At 61.2% G+C, this 17701-nt stretch carries 12 protein-coding genes and 4 pseudogenes; 3 read left to right on the top strand and 13 right to left on the bottom strand.

The window, feature by feature from the left end; all coding sequences use genetic code 11:
• Together JCM21793_RS11455 and JCM21793_RS25450 are read left to right on the top strand one after the other, a co-directional pair.
• A partial coding sequence (locus JCM21793_RS11455; protein WP_025030462.1) for an ATP-binding cassette domain-containing protein occupies positions 1-355 on the top strand: 355 nt, incomplete at its 5' end.
• 99 nt (positions 356-454) lie between these two features.
• Positions 455-3129: pseudogene (locus JCM21793_RS25450) on the top strand (bifunctional acetate--CoA ligase family protein/GNAT family N-acetyltransferase).
• Between the two features lie 62 nt (positions 3130-3191).
• Here JCM21793_RS25450 and JCM21793_RS25445 read toward each other — a convergent pair.
• The 7 genes and pseudogenes from JCM21793_RS25445 to JCM21793_RS11415 all read right to left on the bottom strand — a co-directional run bounded on the left by JCM21793_RS25445 (position 3192) and on the right by JCM21793_RS11415 (position 11000).
• Positions 3192-4336: pseudogene (locus tag JCM21793_RS25445) on the bottom strand (iron-containing alcohol dehydrogenase).
• Positions 4333-5721 carry an aldehyde dehydrogenase family protein gene (locus JCM21793_RS11440; protein WP_025030461.1) on the bottom strand — a complete coding sequence of 463 codons (1389 nt, stop codon included), beginning with the start codon at positions 5719-5721 and terminating at the stop codon, positions 4333-4335. Before JCM21793_RS11440 ends, JCM21793_RS25445 begins: the two are co-directional and overlap by 4 nt.
• A gap of 1 nt (position 5722) precedes the next feature.
• Entirely contained in the window at positions 5723-7090 is a 1368-nt protein-coding gene (locus tag JCM21793_RS11435) for a glutamine synthetase family protein (RefSeq protein WP_025030460.1), read from the bottom strand.
• 71 nt (positions 7091-7161) lie between these two features.
• Complete coding sequence (locus JCM21793_RS11430) at positions 7162-8214, bottom strand: TRAP transporter substrate-binding protein (protein WP_025030459.1); 1053 nt, start codon at positions 8212-8214, stop codon at positions 7162-7164.
• 91 nt (positions 8215-8305) lie between these two features.
• On the bottom strand, positions 8306-9628 hold the full coding sequence (locus JCM21793_RS11425) for a TRAP transporter large permease (RefSeq protein ID WP_025030458.1): 1323 nt from the start codon (positions 9626-9628) through the stop codon (positions 8306-8308).
• A complete protein-coding gene (locus tag JCM21793_RS11420) occupies positions 9625-10134 on the bottom strand; it encodes a TRAP transporter small permease subunit (RefSeq protein ID WP_025030457.1) in 510 nt (169 codons plus the stop codon). Before JCM21793_RS11420 ends, JCM21793_RS11425 begins: the two co-directional genes overlap by 4 nt.
• A 65-nt stretch (positions 10135-10199) precedes the next feature.
• Positions 10200-11000 carry an N-formylglutamate amidohydrolase gene (locus JCM21793_RS11415; RefSeq protein WP_007008894.1) on the bottom strand — a complete coding sequence of 267 codons (801 nt, stop codon included), beginning with the start codon at positions 10998-11000 and terminating at the stop codon, positions 10200-10202.
• Positions 11001-11158: 158 nt separating this feature from the next.
• Here JCM21793_RS11415 and JCM21793_RS11410 point away from each other — a divergent pair, with 158 nt between their 5' ends.
• Positions 11159-12004 carry a MurR/RpiR family transcriptional regulator gene (locus JCM21793_RS11410; protein WP_007008893.1) on the top strand — a complete coding sequence of 282 codons (846 nt, stop codon included), beginning with the start codon at positions 11159-11161 and terminating at the stop codon, positions 12002-12004.
• 57 nt (positions 12005-12061) lie between these two features.
• Here the strand turns inward: JCM21793_RS11410 and JCM21793_RS11405 are convergent, their stop codons facing one another.
• The 6 genes and pseudogenes from JCM21793_RS11405 to JCM21793_RS11380 form a co-directional block, all read right to left on the bottom strand.
• The gene (locus JCM21793_RS11405; protein WP_025030454.1) at positions 12062-12826 is read right to left on the bottom strand and encodes an isocitrate lyase/PEP mutase family protein; all 765 of its coding nucleotides are present in this window, start codon (positions 12824-12826) and stop codon (positions 12062-12064) included.
• A gap of 109 nt (positions 12827-12935) precedes the next feature.
• The gene (locus tag JCM21793_RS11400) at positions 12936-13616 is read right to left on the bottom strand and encodes a GntR family transcriptional regulator (protein ID WP_025030453.1); all 681 of its coding nucleotides are present in this window, start codon (positions 13614-13616) and stop codon (positions 12936-12938) included.
• Positions 13617-13818: 202 nt separating this feature from the next.
• The gene (locus JCM21793_RS11395) at positions 13819-14829 is read right to left on the bottom strand and encodes an ABC transporter ATP-binding protein (RefSeq protein WP_025030452.1); all 1011 of its coding nucleotides are present in this window, start codon (positions 14827-14829) and stop codon (positions 13819-13821) included.
• 9 nt (positions 14830-14838) lie between these two features.
• A pseudogene (locus JCM21793_RS25440) lies at positions 14839-15902 on the bottom strand (Gfo/Idh/MocA family protein).
• Positions 15899-16737: pseudogene (locus JCM21793_RS25435) on the bottom strand (carbohydrate ABC transporter permease). The pseudogenes JCM21793_RS25440 and JCM21793_RS25435 overlap by 4 nt, the downstream one beginning before the upstream one ends.
• A gap of 16 nt (positions 16738-16753) precedes the next feature.
• Positions 16754-17677: a carbohydrate ABC transporter permease gene (locus JCM21793_RS11380; protein WP_025030451.1), complete on the bottom strand. Its 924-nt coding sequence runs from the start codon at positions 17675-17677 to the stop codon at positions 16754-16756.
• Positions 17678-17701 lie beyond the last annotated feature (24 nt).

The raw sequence follows: 17701 nt of genomic DNA, 5'->3' as shown, positions 1-17701 counted from the left end.
CGGCGTCCATGAAGTGTCGGGCGGCGAGCGCCAGCGGGTCGCCATCGCGCGTGCCTTGGCTGCGCGCCCTTCGCTGATCGTGTTGGACGAGCCGGTTTCCGCGCTCGACCAGTCGATACGTGGAGAGATCCTGAAACTCATCGCTGATTTGCAGAAAAGCGAAGGCCTCTCCTACCTCTTCATCGCGCATGATCTGGCGGTCGTGCGGCTCATCGCACATCGGGTGGCGATCATGGAGAGCGGCCGTGTTGTCGAGACGGGACCGACTTCGCAAATCATCGACAGCCCGCAATCGCCGGCTGGCAAGGCGCTCGTGGCGGCGGTGCCGCGGCTGGAGTTTCCTCGCGCTCAATAGGCTGAGGGCAACCGCATATCGCGGGTTGCGCAGTTGCTGCGCCATGCCGCTATAGTGATGCCGAAACGCACAACTCGCGCGAACCCGGAGCCATCGTTCATGACGATCCGCAATCTTGAATTCGCCGCCCGTCCACGCTCTGTTGCCGTCATCGGTGCTTCAAAGAGGCCCGGCGCCGTCGGTCATATCGTGATGCAGAACCTGCAGGATGGCGGGTTTGACGGCGAGATCTGGCCCGTCAATCCGAAATACAGGGAAGTGGCAGGCCGGCGCTGCTACAAGCGCGCTGCCGACATTCCAGGCATCCCGGACATTGCCGTCATCGTCACGCCTCCGAAAACGGTGCCGGGCATCATCACCGAGCTTGGCGAGAAGGGAACGCGCACCGCTGTCGTCATTACCGCCGGGCTGACACGGGAAAACGGGTTGCGTCAGGCCATGCTAGACGCGGCAAAGCCATATCTGTTCCGGATCATCGGGCCGAACACGGTGGGGCTGATCGTGCCGCCGATGAATTTCAACGCCAGCTTCGCGCATATGCAGGCCAGGCCCGGCGGGCTCGCTTTGCTTTCGCAATCGGGCGCGATTGCCACGTCGCTTGTGGACTGGGCGGCGGCGGAAGGCGTTGGCTTCTCGCATATCGTTTCGCTGGGCGACATGGCCGATGTGGATGTGGGCGACTATCTGGAAATGCTCGCTGGCGATGGGCGCACGCGCGGCATTCTCATGTATCTCGAAACAATCCCCAATCCGCGCAAATTCATGACCGCCGCTCGGGCGGCTGCGCGGCTGAAGCCGGTGATCGCTATCAAGGCAGGCCGTCACGCGCAGGCGGCGCAAGCGGCAGCGACGCACACCGGCGCGCTTTCGGGCGCGGACAGGGTGGTGGAGGCCGCATTGCGCCGTGCCGGCATTCTGCGGGTGCTCGATCTGGGCGAACTGTTCGATGCTGCGGAAGTGCTGGCGCGCTTCCGCCCGCTGCAGCGGGCCCATGTGGGCATTGTCAGCAATGGCGGCGGGGCCGGTGTGCTGGCGGTGGACCGGCTCAACGATCTGGGCGGGACGCTGGCGGAGTTTTCGCCCGAAACCATCGCCCGTCTGGACCGGGCGCTGCCGCCGAACTGGTCGCATTCCAACCCCGCCGACATTATCGGCGATGCGCCGCCTGAGCGTTATAGCGAGGCGCTTCTGGCGGTGGCCGACGATCCCGACACGGATGCCGTTCTGGTGTTCAACTGCCCGACCGGGCTTGCCTCTCCCTCCGATGCCGCCCGCGCCGTTGCCGCACATGCCGACAAGGGGCGGGTGAACGGCAAGCCGCTCATCACCTGCTGGCTGGGTGAGGAGACCGCGCGCGAGGGGCGTCGCATCCTACAGGAAGCGGGCATTGCAAACTTCAGCACCCCGTCGAGCGCCACTGCGGCGCTTTCCTATCTCGGTGAATGGTCACGTGCCCAGAAGGCGTTGACCCGTGTGCCTTCGAGCCGCAGCGAGGATGTTGAGGGAGACCGCGAAAGCCTGCGTGCCATTCTCGAAAAGGTCGCCGCCGAAGGCCGTCGCATGCTGACGGAGCCGGAGGCCAAGGCTGCCATTGCTGCCTACGGGATTCCCGTGCCTGAAACCGTGATTGTCGAGACACCAGAAGCTGTGAGTGAGGCCGCTGCACGGTTGCTCGAAAGCTCGGAAAGGGTTGTCGTCAAACTTCTTTCCAGAACCATCACGCACAAATCGGATGTCGGCGGCGTGGTGCTTGGCCTCAAGACGCCGGAAGCGGCGCAGAAGGCCGCCGAGAACATCATGAAGCGGCTGGACGACGCGGGCATGGCCGACGGGCTTGAAGGCTTTGCCGTTCAGCCCATGGTGGTGCGCAAACACGCCCATGAACTCATTCTCGGGGTCAGTCAGGATCCGATTTTCGGGCCGGTGGTGATGTTTGGTGCGGGCGGCACGGCGGTGGAGGTGATGGAGGATACGGCCATTGCGCTGCCGCCGCTCGATGACGTTCTGGCCGGCGATCTGTTGGCGTCGACCCGCATCGGAAAACTGCTGGCTGGATACCGCGATCGCGCGCCCGCCGACAGTGATGCGATTGCTGGCGCCCTCAACGCCGTATCGCAGATGATCGTCGATTTCCCCTGCATCAAGGGCATGGACATCAACCCGCTGCTGGCCGATGCCAATGGTGTTGTGGCGCTCGATGCACGCATCGAGATCGAGCCTGCGGAGATCCACCGCAAGGGTCCGAACCCGGACCTTGCCATCCGCCTTATCCGGATGGCTGGGAAAAGGATGTAAACCTGGAAGGGCACCGCTACCATCTGCGTCCGATCAAGCCTGCGGATGTGGCGTTGTTTCCGGATTTCCTGGCGCGCGTTTCGCCGGAGGATATCCGGTTCCGCTTCCTCGCCCCGCGCAAGCACTTTCCAGACGAAATGCTGGAACGGCTGACCCAGCTCGACTACGAGCGTGACATGGCCTTCATCGCGCTCAGGGAAGAGGATGGGGAAATGGCGGGCATTGGCCGTCTTTCCGCCGATCCTGACAAGGAGATCGCCGAGTATGGCCTGCTCGTGCGCACGGACCTGCAGGGCCACGGGCTTGGTTTTGCGCTGCTGAAACAGCTCATCGATTATGGCAGGGAAGAGGGCATTGGCGCCATTGAGGGCATTGTCCTGAGCGACAACACCAAAATGCTCGCCATGTGCCGCGATTTCGGTTTCGTGGTGAAGGACAGCGGCGAGGCTGGCGTGATCACGGTGGTGCTGGAGCTTTAGGCAGACCCAGTGTAGCCCCTCACCCGTCTGGCGGATGAGGGGCGTTTGACAGCGGTCAAACGTCAGATACAGGCTTCGAACAGCGCCTTCGTGTTGGCAACGGTGAGCTTCACCGGGTTGCCGCCGGCACTCGGGTCTTCCAGAGCCATCGCCACCATCTCATCGATGCGGTCCGTTCCGACTCCCATCTCCCCAAGTCTTTCAGGGATGCCGAGCTCTGCGCGAAGGTCCATGACGAAATCGAAGAATCCGTCAAACCCGCCCGCAATGCCCAGGTAGGCGGCGGCGGCATTGATGCGGTCCTCGATTTCCGGGCGGTTCATTTTCAACACTGCCGGCATCACCACTGCATTGGTGGTTCCGTGGTGTGTGTTGTAGATCGCCCCGACCGGGTGCGAGACCGCATGGATGGCGCCGAGCCCCTTCTGGAAGGCGACCGCGCCCATGGCGGCTGCGCTCATCATCTGCGCACGGGCTTCCAGATCGCTTCCGTTCTGATAAGCCCGGGGGAGATATTCCTTCACCAGACGAAGTCCTTCGAGCGCGATGCCCTGGCTCATCGGGTGGTAGAAGGGTGAGGAATAGGCCTCCAGACAATGCGCAAAGGCGTCCATCCCCGTGCCGGCGGTGATGGCCTTCGGCATGCCAACCGTGAGTTCCGGGTCGCAGATGACCACGGAGGGAAGCACTTGGGGATGGAAGATGATCTTCTTCACATGGGTTTCGGAGTTCGTGAGAACGCCGGCGCGACCCACTTCCGAGCCGGTGCCGGCTGTCGTGGGAACGGCCACGTTCGGTGCGATTTTCGATGCATCCGCGCGGGTCCACCAGTCGCCAATGTCTTCGAAATCCCACACCGGTCTAGTCTGGCCCGCCATGAAGGCGATCAGCTTACCGAGATCGAGACCGGAGCCGCCGCCAAAGGCAACGACGCATCATGACCGCCATCCCTGAAAACCTTCACACCGGCTTCGAGGTTCTTGTCATTCGGGTTGGGATCGACTTCCGAGAACATGGCGCGCCCGAGGCCCGCCGCCTCCAGAATGTCGAGCGCGTTCTTCGTGATGTCCATGCCGGCCAGCCCACGGTCGGTAACGAGCAGGGGCTTTGAAATGCCGGCTGCCTTGCAGGCCTCGGCCAGTTCCCTGATGCGCCCGGCGCCAAACCGTATTGCGGTGGGATAGGACCAGTTTCCTTCGAGCTTCATGCCTGTTTCTTTCTCATGTGGTAGGATTTCGGGCGGGTCAGATTGTGGTAGCCGATTTCCGACAATGCGCCACCGCGCCCGGTGTTCTTGCAGCCGGTCCAGCACAATGCGGGATCGAGATAATCGGCACGGTTCATGAAGACGGTGCCCGTTTCGATGTCTGCACCGATAGCCGCCGCGCGCTCGGGATCGGCGGTCCACAGCGAGGCGGTCAGGCCGAACTCGCAATCGTTCATGAGGTCGAGTGCTTCGGCATCGTCCTTCACCGGCATGATGCCGACAACCGGACCGAAACTCTCTTCGCGCATCACCCGCATCTGGTGGTTCACGTCCACCAGTATCTGCGGCATGAGATAGGTGCCGCCATCATCTTCCGGAAAACGCTTGGGATCGACAAGGGCCTTCGCCCCCTGCGCCAATGCGTCTTCAGTCTGGCTACGCACTTCGGCTGCGAACCGCTTGTTGGCCATCGGGCCAATCGTGGTGCCCTCATCCAGCGGGCTGCCGAGCTTCAGCTTGCCCACCCAGTCCACTGATTTCTCGACAAAACTGTCGAAATGCTTCTCCGCGACATAGATGCGTTCGATGCCGCAGCAGCACTGGCCGGCATTGAACATCGCGCCGTCCATCAGCACATCGACGGCCCAGTCGATGTCGGCATCATCCATCACATAGGCGGGATCCTTGCCGCCGAGTTCGAGCCCGAGCCCGGTGAAGGTGCCGGCTGCGGCGCGCTCGATGGCGCGTCCACCGCCGACGGAGCCTGTGAAATTGATGAAGTCGAAGGAGCGCTTCCCGATCAATTTTTCAGTACCGGCATGGTCAAGGAAGAGATTGACGAACAGCTCTTCGGGAATGCCCGCTTCATGGAAGGCGCGGACGATGCGCTCACCCACGAGCAGCGTCTGCGTGGCGTGCTTGACCGCGACGGCATTGCCGGCAATGAGGGCCGGCACGATGGTGTTCATGGCGGTCATGTAAGGGTAGTTCCACGGCGCGATGACGCCGACCAGCCCGTGGGGCACGCGTTCGATGCGGCGCGCAAAGCTTTCCGAATCCTCCAGAACGATGGGTGCGAGGCCGCGCTCTGCAATCTCGGCCATATAGGCGGAGCGCTCGTTCATGCCGCCGAACTCGCCGCCATAGCGCACCGGGCGGCCCATCATGTGGGCAAGCTCTGGCACCACCTCGTCTTTCATCTCGTTGAGGCGGGCAACGCCGGCATTTACCAGCTTGATACGCTCATCGAGCGGACGTGCGGCCCAGGCCTTTTGAGCATGGCGGGCATTGGCGAGAAGCTTGGCCGCCTTGTCGGGGTCCATCACGGGTCGCTCGGCAAAGACCGATCCGTCGATGGGGGAAATGCATTGCAGGGTTTTCGTCATGTCATGCTCTCTCAAAACCGCGCCTGACCTCCCAGTCGGTGACGCGGCGGTCATATTCGGATTGTTCCCAGCGGGCTGCGTGGACATAGTGATCGACAACGTCGTCACCAAAGGCCGCACGCAGCATTTTTGAACCGTCGAGCGCGGTGGCGGCATCGCGCAGGGTTTTGGGGATCTCGCGGATCCCTTCGCCCTCATACGCGTCGCCGACAAAGGCCGGCTCCAGCTCTCTCTTGTTTTCGATGCCATCAATGCCTGCCGCGATCAGGGCCGCGAAGGCAAGATAGGGGTTCAGGTCGGCGCCGCCGACCCGGCATTCCACGCGCACTGCTTTTGTGTCCTCACCGCAGACGCGGTAGCCCGCCGTGCGGTTGTCGAACGACCAGATCGCCTTGGTGGGGGCGAAGGTGCCGGCCGCAAAGCGCTTGTAGGAATTGATGTAGGGCGCGAGGAAATAGGTGATTTCGCCGGCATGGGCGAGTAGGCCTGCCATATAATGTTTCATCATCTCCGACATGCCGTGTTCGCCCGAAGGGTCGAAGAAGAGCGGCTTGCCGTCGAGCGTCCATAGCGATTGATGGACGTGCGAGGAACTGCCGGCGGCCTTGTCGTCCCACTTGGCCATGAAGCTGATGGCGCGACCGGCTTTCCAGGCCATTTCCTTGCAGCCGTTTTTCACGATGGCGTGGCGGTCGGCCATGGTGAGCGCATCGGTGTAGCGGACGTTGATCTCCGCCTGCCCCGCATCGGCCTCGCCCTTGGAGTTTTCCACCGGCACATCCGCGCCGTTGAGGCCGTTGCGGATCGCCCGCATCACATCCTCCTCCTTGGTTGTCTGGAAGATGTGGTAATCCTCATTGTAGGTGCTGATGCGCTCCAGTCCGCGATAGCCCTTGGCGGCGGCTTCCTCGAATGTGTCGCGGAAGAGGAAGAACTCCAGTTCCGAGGCCATCATCGCCTTCATGCCCATGGCTTCCAGCCGCGCGACCTGTTTTTTCAGGATGGCGCGCGGCGAATGGGGCACGTCGTCATGCGTGTGGTGGTCGAGCACGTCGCACAGAACCAGTGCCGTGCCTTCCAGCCAGGGAATGCGGCGCATGGTCGAGAGGTCCGGCTTCATCGTGTAGTCGCCATAGCCCGCCGACCAGCTCGTCGCGCAATAGCCCTCGACTGTGAACATCTCCATGTCGGTGGCGAGCAGGTAGTTGCAGCTATGGGTTTCCTCAAACGCGCTTTCGAGGAAGAAATCCACATGGAAACGCTTGCCCATCAGGCGCCCCTGCATATCGACCAGCGCGACGAGCACCGTGTCGATCTCACCGGCTTCCGCTGCCGCCTTGAGGCTTTCCAAAGTCAGTTTGCCCGCCATTCAATTCGTCCTGTCGGTGGTTTTTGGGTTTGGCCCCGGCAATAGGACCGGGGCCATGTGTCTTTTTCGGATCAGCCGTAGCGATAGGGCGGACCGGCTTTCTGCATGAGGGAACGGTAGTTGCGCAGGATTTGAACCACTCGCTCCTTGCGGCCGCCTTCGGCAGCGATCTCGTCCCAGAATTTTTCCGCCTCCGCTTCCACGGTCGCCCATTCGGCGTCGGGAATGGTGGTGAGTTCCATCTTGCCTCCGTTGACGCGCAGGTCCGCTTCGCCGGCCCAATACCAGTGCAGGCGGTAATAGTGCGAGGAATCCATCGCCAGCCGGAAGAGCTGTTTGAGATGATCCGGCACCTCGTTCCAGCGGTCGGAATTGGCGAAGAAGGAGCCAACCCAGGCACCGCAGATATTGTTGGTGAGCAGATAGGGCGTCACGTCGGCCCAGCCCACCGTGTAATCCTCGGTGATGCCCGACCAGGCGATGCCGTCGAGCTCGCCCGTCTGCACGGCCACTTCCACGTCTTCCCAGGGCAGGGTGACGGGAACGACACCGAAGCGGGAGAGGAACTTGCCGGCTGTCGGGAAGGTGAAGACACGCTTGCCCTTGAGATCTTCAAGGCTCTTGATGGGTTCCTTGGTGTTGAAGTGGCAGGGGTCCCATGAACCCGCCGAAAGCCATGTAACGCCTTCGACCTCGCCGTAGGCTTCTTCCCATATCTCGGCCAGGCCATGCTTGTAGAAGAGCGCCTGCACATCGAGCGAATAGCGCGTGGCAAAGGGGAAATAGCCGCCGAAGACCGACACATCGACCGGCGCTGCCATGGAATCGTCGTCCGATTGCACGGCGTCGATCGTGCCGTTCTGCATGGCGCGGAAAAGCTCACCCGTCGGTACGAGCTGGTCGGCATAGTAGAGCTCGATTTCCATCTCGCCATTGGCCGCCTTGTTGAAGGCGTCGATGGCCGGTTTGACCACATGTTCGGCAAGGGCCGCTCCGGCATAGGTCTGCAGCCGCCAGCGGATCGGGCTTTGCGCATGAACATAGGGCGTTGCAAGGGCCGTGGTTCCGGCTGCTGCCGCCGATGCCATGCCCGCTTTCTTCAGAAAGTCGCGTCTGTTTTGCATCTTCGTTCACTCCTCTGGTTGTTGTCCCGGTCGTTGTTGCCGGGCATTGCCGCAGGCTTGTTCTGGTCGTCACCTCCTTGGTTGTGCGGTTTCAGCGCGCATAGACATGCTCCGGGAGCCAAAGTGCGATCTGAGGAAAGACCATCACGATGATGAGCGCGAATACCATCACCGCAACGAACGGAATAATGGACCGGTATATGTCTCCGAGCTTGATTTCCGGCGGCGCCATGGCCCGCATCAGGAACAGATTGTAGCCGAAGGGCGGGGTCATGTAGGCGATCTGGCAGGTGATCGTGTAGAGCACGCCGTACCAGATGAGGTCGAAACCAAGCAGCTTGACGAGCGGCACATAGAGCGGGGCGACGATGACGAGCATCGCCGTGTCGTCCAAAAACATGCCCATGATGAGATAGGAAAGCTGCATCAGGATCAGCACTTCCCACGGCGACAGGCCGAGCTGATCCAAGAAGAATCCCTCGATGGCCCTGACGGCACCCAGACCGTCAAACACCGCGCCGAAGCACAGCGCGGCCAGGATGATCCACATGAACATGCACGAGACGGAAAGCGTCTTGCGCACCGTGTCGTGGATCACCTTCAACGTGAGCCGGCCACGGATAGCGGCGGCGGCGGTCGCCGAAACCGCGCCGATGGCGGAGCTTTCGACAAGGCTGGTGACGCCCATGACGAAAAGCCCGGTCATCAGGAAGAAGATCATGAAGGGCAGAATGCCGGCCGACAGGAGCTTGAGCTTTTCCGACATGGGGATGCGGCGCTCTTCGGAAGGAAGAACCGGCCCGAGATTGGGCTGCAGCCAGCACCGGACCGCGATGTAGAGAATGAAGAGCCCGGCCATGAGCAAGCCCGGAAACACGCCTGCAAGCCAGAGCTGGCCGACCGGCTGGCGCGCGATCATGGCGTAAAGCACCAGCACCACGCTGGGCGGGACGAGAATGCCAAGCGATGAGCCTGCCTGAATGACGCCGGTCACCATGATCTTGTCGTAGCCGCGTCTGAGTAGTTCCGGCAGAGCGATTGTCGCGCCGATGGCCATGCCGGCGACGGAGAGGCCGTTCATGGCGGAGATAACCACCATGAGGGCAATCGTTCCGATGGCAAGCCCGCCGCGCACCGGGCCGAACCACACATGGAACATCTTGTAGAGATCGTCGGCAATGCCCGATTCCGACAGCATGTAGCCCATATAGATAAAGAGCGGCAGCGTCAGCAGCGCGTACCATTTCATCAGCTTCATGGCGGCGGAGAAGGCGATCTCGGAACCGCCCGTGCCCCAAAGCAGAAGCGCGAAGGCCACCGCAATGAAACCGATGGCCCCGAAGACGCGCTGTCCTGTCAGGAGCAGCCCCATCATGCCGGTGAACATGAGGATTGCTGTCAGTTCATAGCTCATGACAGCTCCTCCCCGCGTGCGTGCGCGATATCTTTGAAGAGCTGGGCTATCGCCTGAAGCAGCGTCAGCGCGATGCCGATGCACATGATGATCTTGATCGGCGCCATGTAGGGCGACCAGGCCGAATAGCTGGTCTCACCGTATTTCAACGCATAGGAGGTGGAGGAAAAACCGCCATAGAGCAGAAGCGAGAGATAGAAGATCAGGAACAGAACGGTGATGGAATCGACAAGCGCCTTCGTGCGGGGCGACCATCGGGCATAGATCAGGTCCATGCGCACATGCGCGTCATTCTGCAGTGCCCAGCCGCCGCCGACCATGTAGTAGGCAACCATGGCGAACTGCGCCATTTCCAGTGTCCAAAGAGGCGGAATGGCCACGGTCTTCATGATCGACGAATAGAGCAGGATGCCGATCATCAGGAAGATCATGTACATGACCACCAGACCGACATAATGATTTGTCCGGTCGATCAGACGGACATAGCGCCTTATGGCGTTCGGCATCGGTTCCCGTCTCCCATTTTTGTTCCCCTGTTTTCCCGCTCTGGTTCTGCGCCGGCCTTTTCTTGTCAGGCTTGTTCCGGTCCGGCTGCGTGTATGTCGATGTGAAAGCGCTGCAGCGCTGCTTCAAGCAGTCTTGCCGTGCGCCCGGCCCATTCGTCTTGCCCCGGTTCGGTGTCGATCAGGTCGCTGCAGTATTCGATCATGACGTTGAGCAGACCGTGCTGAACGGCATGAAGGCGCAGCGTGTGCGTGACACCGTCATCGGGCCCATAGGGGTAATTGCGCATCGCGTTGGTGATGCCCTCATTCTCGGCAAGCTGCAGCATGGCATCCGCCAACCGCCTGTCGCGATCGTGCAGAAGGCCGATTGCGCGATGGCGAGCAATCCCGAAATAAACCCGCGTGAAAGAATGGATCGTGACAATAACCGGCTGTTTCGCCGGACCGGTGCGCGCTGCGACAAGGTCCGCGAGCGCCTGGCGAAAGGGTTCGTAGATTTCCGCGATACGCTGTTGTCGCGCTTCGTCCGGCAGATTGCGGTTGCCGGGGATTGCATGGACTTCGCTCATCTCCGGAATGGCGTCGGGCGCCTCTGGCGGACGGTTGCAATCGTAGACAAGGCGCGAGAAACGCTGGTGGATGAGCGGAGCGTCGAGCAGAGCCGAGAGCTTTTGTGCCGTCGCCAGTGCGCCGATGTCCCAGGCGGCGTGGCTTGTCAGCGTGTCCGGCTTCGCACCGAGTGTCGAGAGCGAACGGGGAATGGTGCGCGATGCGTGTTCGCATACCAGAATGACGGGCGATTGCCCGTCGATGCGTTCTATCTGGAACGGCTCTCCATCGGATGGAACAAGCAGCGCCCTGGCCATCAAACCTCCCTGTGGATCTGCTTGCCCCTGTCATCTTCCCGGTGAAAGGTCATCGTGCAGCAGATTTGTAATAATGATTAGCATTGCCGCAATTTTGTCAATCGTGTAATTTTTGTTACGGATCGAAATCCGGATTGGCGGGAGAGACGCGTTTGGGAATGAAAGAGCAGGTTCACGGGGCACTCGGTCAGATGACCGATGCCGAGCGCAAGGTGGCACACACGTTTCTTGCCAACTATCCAAGCAGTGGCCTGTCGACCGTTGCCGAATTTGCCGGCCTTGCCGGCACCAGCGCCCCAACCGTTCTGCGCTTCGTGTCGCGGCTGGGCTTTTCCGGGTATCCGGAATTTCAGCGGGCGCTGCGCGCCGAAATCCAGGCGGAACTGCTCTCACCGCTTGAGAAGGGGGACAGTTCGGCCGCGCGCAGCCTGGATGGGTCTGCGCTCGGCGCTTATTTTTCGCGCGCAACCGCCAACATTCAGGCGACACTCGAGGCCATACCCGAAAGCGAGTTTGAGGCGGCCTGTGCGCTGCTCTCTGATCCGAAGGCCTCCTGCTACACGCTCGGAGGGCGTTTCAGCGATGCCATCGCGCGCTATATGGCGGCGCATCTGCGGATTGTGCGGCCCAATGTGCGCCGGTTTCAGGACCAGACCTCCACGTGGGATGATCAGTTGCTTGACGTAAAGGCGGGTGATGTCGTGGTGCTCTTCGATATTCGCCGCTACCAGCGCGACCTTGTCCATCTGAGCGAGCTTCTGTGCGAGCGCAGGGCGCGTATCGTGTTGATCACCGATAGCTGGCTGTCACCGATCTCACGCTACGCCAAGGTGGTTCTGCCTTGTGCGATCGATTCCGGTCGCACGTGGGATTCCGGCGTGGTGCTGATGGCGCTGGTGGAGGCGATTGTTGATCGCGTGACACACAGGGACTGGGATTCTGCGCGCGGCCGCATTCAGGCGCTGGAGCACATCCACTGGAACAAGCCACCTGCCGCAGACTGACCGGTCTGGTCCTTCTGAAGCCGTCAGGCGCCAGAGCGCCCGGTGCAAACCCGTCCGCTATCCGTAAATCCCGCTCGCCGCCTCTTTGAGCCACGCCATGGCAGCGCGGTAGGGGCCGGGACCGTGGCTGATGCGGGCAACGCCCAGCCGCCCGAGTGTCGCGGCATCCGGCGCAGTCTTCATCGCCATGATGTTGACGGGCAGGCTGGAAGCGCCGCAAAGGTCTTCGATCAGGGCTTCATCCACCAGTGCAGGGGCAAAGAAGCCACTGGCACCGGCATCGGCAAAGGCCCTGGCGCGCTCCTTCGCCTCGGCGAGCAGCGCTGGATGCCGGCCACGGTCGCTATCCTTGAGGAACAAATCAGTGCGCGCATTGATGAAGAGCGGTATCCCCCGTTTCTCCGCCATGGCGCGGATGGCGGAGATGCGTTTCACCTGATCGGCAATCTCATGCAGGTCGTCGCCACCGACGATCTGATCTTCGAAATTGATGCCCACCGCGCCTGCGTCGAGAATGCGTGAGACATTGTCAGCCGCCCCCTGTGGGTCAGTGGCATAGGCGCCTTCGAAATCCACAGAGAGGGGCAGGTTCACGGTTTCCACGATGCGCCCGGCCACCTGGGCGAGATACGCAAGCGGGATTTTCTCGCCGTCGCCATAGCCATGGGCCGCGGCGACCGACCAGCTTCCCGTGGCCAGAGCCTGCGCGCCCGCGCTCGCCACCGCTGCTGCCGAACCTGCATCCCAGATGTTATAGAGAACGAGGGGCTCTCCCTTCACATGCAGGGCGTGGAAAGTGCGGGCCTTGTCATTCTGGTTCATGGCAAATCTCCGGGTAGCGGAATAGATTTGGCGTCAGTTTTTCACGTTCCGGCCCCAAGCGCTTGCTCCAAAGCGCCTTCCGGCGCGGGCCAGTCGTCAATATGCGACTTCAGTCGCAAAGCGGGCGAAGCAGGGTCTGTGTGGATTTGATGTCTTCGCTGATTGCCTGACGCACACCGGCTCCGTCGCGCTGGCGTAACGCTGCGATCGCATCGTGGTGATGGCGGGTGTATGTTTCGCCCTCGTGCGAGCGGAGTGTCGGCTCCAGGTGGCGCGTCAGCATGCGCATGTAGGGGCCGAAGCGCAGCCATAGCGACTCGGCCAGTTGCAACAGCACTTCAGAACCGGAGCCCTGATAAAGGGTGAAGTGAAATTCCTGGTTCTTCACCAGCATCGTGTAGATGCTCTCTTCGTGACTGGAGGTCTCGTGGGCCTTCACCAACTCTTCAAGCGCGTTGATATCGGCGTCGCTTGTGTTGGGGGCCGCAAGCTCTGCAGCGAGACCTTCGATGGCGATGCGTGCGCGGCAAAGATCGTCGAGCCGCGCCTTGCTGATGGCTGGAACGCGTGCAGATCCGTTCGGCGCAATTTCAAGTGCGTTTTCGGCCGCCAACCGACGAAGAGCTTCTCGAACCGGCATGTGGCTGGTGCCGAAGGTGTCAGCGAGCGATGCTATGGTCAGCGTCTGGCCCGGGTCGAAGCGACCGACCATGAGTGCATGACGAAGCTGCTGGTACACACCATCCTGTATGGTGACGCGCTTGGATACCGGAACGAATTCACTTTCCATTGCCGAGCCACCCTTCGTCCATCTCGCCGTCTCCGGTACAGCTTCCGTGTGTACCGTTAACGATCGACTAAGCGCGCTTTTCTTGCGATGCAAGGTTTTCAGGCGAGGAGAAGCTTTAAGTCACATGATTCCGTTACAAAATGGCACAATGTTGCATTCAGGCAGCGGTCCGGGCCGCTGGCCGAAATCTCGATCAGGCGTGTCAGGCTGTGCGGCGGATAGCCTTGCCCTGATCATCGAACCGGAAGACCCGGGTTTCATCAAACTTTGCGTTCAGCTCGCTGTCGATCTCAAACTGGTGTTCGCCGAACAGGCGTGCGCACAGAAGGCCCGCATCGCCGCAGTCGAGATAGAGGTTCGTATCCGCGCCCAGATGCTCGATGTGGGATACGCGCCCCTTGATGTCGCCGTTGGCGGGCACGATGGAGATGTGCTCCGGGCGGATGCCAATGGTCTTTGCATCTTCGCGGCCGAGCAGTCCGGCGTCAATGAAGTTCATCTGGGGCGAGCCGATGAAACCGGCGACGAAAAGATTGGCCGGGTCGTTGTAAAGCTCCATGGGCGTGCCGACCTGCTCGATCCTGCCGCCGTTCAGAACCACGATGCGGTCAGCGAGCGTCATGGCTTCGGTCTGGTCGTGGGTGACGTAGACCATGGTTGCACCCAGTTCGCGGTGAAGGCGCGCAATCTCCAGCCGTGTGTTGACACGGAGCGCAGCATCCAGATTGGAGAGCGGTTCGTCGAACAGGAAGAGCTTGGGCTTGCGCACCACCGCGCGGCCAATGGCGACGCGCTGCCGCTGGCCGCCGGAGAGTTCGGCCGGCCGGCGGTCGAGATAGGGCTCGAGCGACAGCATCTTCGAGGCGAAATCGACACGTTCGGCGATGTGCGCGGCAGGATGTTTTGCCTGTTTCAGGCCAAGGCTCATATTGTCCCGCACGGTGAGATGCGGATAGAGCGCATAGGTCTGGAAAACCATGGCGATGCCCCGCCTGGACGGGGGCGTTGAGCTCACATCGGCGCTGTCGATGGCAATGCTGCCGCCACTGGCGTCTTCCAGGCCGGCGATGATGCGCAGAAGGGTGGATTTGCCGCAGCCCGACGGGCCGACGAAGATGACGAGTTCGCCGTCCTGAACCTCCAGATCCACGCCCTTGATGACGTCGACCTGGCCGAACGACTTGGTGATGTTCTTGAGTGCGAGTGAGCCCACGGTTTCGTCCTACAGTTCTATTTCCTTGCCGCTTCGCACGCTTTCGTCGGCGGCGAGGCAGATGTTGAGGGATTGCACGGCATCGTTCATGTGCCGTGTGAGATCGATGTCTTCGCGGATGGCTTTGAGAACGAAGGCCTGTTCGCGGTCGCACAGCTCCTGATGTCCCGGCTCGCCTTCCATGGAGAGGAGCGTGTCCTCTTTTGCAAAGCGGCCTTCGTCGTCGGTTTCGGCCCTGTGGATGCGGATGCGCGAGGTCTGCGTGTGCGCGTCGATGTCGTCGGATTTCGCGCCCTCGTCCATGACGATGGAGACGCAGCCTTTCGGCGACACGATGTCCTTCACGAAGAAGGCGGTCTCCGACATCATCGGCCCCCAGCCGGCTTCATACCAGCCGACCGAGCCATCCTCGAAAATCACCTGGAAATGCCCGTAATTGTACATGTCTGGAGCGATCTCGTCTGAGAGCCGAACGCCCATGCCGCGCACTTTCACCGGCTTCGCGTCGGTGATCTGGCACATCACGTCCACATAGTGCACACCGCAATCGACGATGGGCGGCGTGGTCTCCATGAGCTGTTTGTGCGTGTGCCAGCTTGGGCCGGAGGACTGCTGGTTCAGGTTCAGCCGGAACACATAGGGTCCGCCGAGCCCGCGCGCTTCCTCGATCAGTTTCACCCATGAGGATGGTGGCGCAGGATGTAGCCCACCACCAGTTTGCGACCATGGGTTTCTGCCGTTTCCACCACACGCCTTGCATCGGCGACATTGGTCGCCAGCGGCTTTTCCACGAAGACGTGGGCGCCGGCTTCCATCGCCGCGATGGAGTAGGGGGCATGGCTGTCCGAATAGGTGTTGATGGAGGCCAGGTCCGGTTTGGTCTTGGTCAACGCCTCTTCGAAGCTCGTGTAATGCGGATAGTCTTTCAGCGCATCCGGAAGCTCCGGCTTTGAGCGCGAGACGAGGCCGACAATCTCGAAGCCGGGATTGGCGTGATAGGCGAGGGCGTGGCTCATGCCCATATTGCCGAGGCCTGCTACCAGCGCCCGCACGGGTTTTTCCTGCGCACTCATTTCACGGCTCCCGAGGTGATGCCGCGGATCAACTGGCGCGAGAAGATCAGATAGAGGATCAACACCGGCAGAATGGCGAGCGACAGGGCTGCCAGAACCGCGTTCCAGTTGGTGACGAACTGGCCGATGAAGACCTGTGCGCCAAGCGTTATGGTTTTCGTTTCTTCGGCAGGCGCCAGGATCAGCGGGAACCACAGATCGTTCCAGATCGGGATCATCGTGAAGACAGCAACGGTGGCCATGGCCGGGCGCACAAGCGGCAGGACGAGGCGGAAGAAGATGCGGTATTCGCTGAGCCCGTCGATGCGACCGGCGTTTTTCAGGTCATCGGAGACCTGCCGCATGAACTCCGACAGGATGAATATGGCCAGCGGCAGACCCTGTGCCGTGTAGAGAGGATCAGCGAGGTCAGCGTGTTGACGAGGCCGGAAGCGGCCATCATCTGGAGGATCGCCACGGTGCCGAGCCGGATCGGGATCATGATGCCGAGCGCCAGGTAAAGGCCCATCAGCGAATTGCCCTTGAAGCGGTATTCGGCAAGCGCGAAGGCGGCCATGGCGCCGAAAAGCAGCACCATGAACAGCGACACGACGGTGACCACGAAGCTGTTCTGGAAATAGAGCAGGAAATCGCCCTGCTTTAGAACGGTTTCGAAGCCGACCAGGCTGAAGGTTTCCGCATTGGGCAGCTCCAGCGGCGTGCGGAAGATGGCCTTGCGCGACTTGAAGGCATTGATGACGATCACGAACACCGGAAAGAGCGCGATGATCGTGTAGGTGGCCAGCACCGCATGGGCGGCGATGGAGCGGGCAGGGGAGTGTCTGGCTGTGCTCATGGTTTCTGCCTCCGGCTCAGAACTGGTAGCGGCGCAGCCGCCGCTGGATGCCGAAGAGGTAGATCGACACGCCGATGAGGATGATGGCGAACATGGCTGTCGCGATGGCCGCGCCCAGATTTGGATCACCGAGTTGAAGCTGGAAGCCGAAGAAGGTGCGGAACATGAAAGTGCCCAGGATGTCGGTCGAGAAATCCGGTCCCGCCAGTGCGCCCTGCGTGGCGTAGATCAGGTCGAAGGCGTTGAAATTGCCGACGAAGGTGAGGATCGAGATAATGCCGATGGCGGGCAGGATCAGTGGCAGCTTGACCTTCCAGAACTGCGACATGCCGGTGATGCCGTCGCACTCGGCGGCTTCGAGAAGCTCGTCGGGAATGGAAAGAAGCGCAGCATAGATCAGCATCATAGGAATGCCGACGAACTGCCAGACCGAGATGAGCGCCAGCGTGGTCAATGCATAGGCTTCCTTGCCAAGCCAAGGCTGGAACAGGCTTCTTAAGCCAACGAGATCAAGCAGGTTGGGCGCCACGCCCCATAATGGGCTCAGGATGAGCTTCCACGCAAAACCGGCGATGACGAAGGAAAGGATCGTCGGGATGAAGATGGCCGTGCGATAGAAGGAGCGCATGCGTAAGCGCGGGCTCGAAAGCAGCGCAGCCAGAAGGATGCCGATCGGGTTTTGCACGATCATGTGCACGATGAAGAACCAGGTGTTGTTCTTAAGCGCGTTCCAGAACTGGTCCGACCATTGCGGATCGCCGAACAGGGCCCGGAAATTCTGAAGGCCGACAAAGACCTGGCTGTTCTCCACCTCGCTATAGAGGGCGAGCTGGAGCGTGCTGAAAAGCGGAATGATCATGATCGCCGTATAGATCAGCACGGCGGGCGCCAGAAACACGGCAATATGCCAGCGTCGGGGCTTCTTTGTCGCTTGGGCCATGGAGCGTCTCTCTATGGTGCCGGG

The organism is Nitratireductor aquibiodomus NL21 = JCM 21793 (assembly GCF_000615975.1).
Taxonomy (GTDB): Bacteria; Pseudomonadota; Alphaproteobacteria; order Rhizobiales; family Rhizobiaceae; genus Nitratireductor; species Nitratireductor aquibiodomus.
The sequence above is the reverse complement of the archived record's forward strand: the minus strand, read 5'-3'. Positions and strand labels throughout refer to the sequence as shown.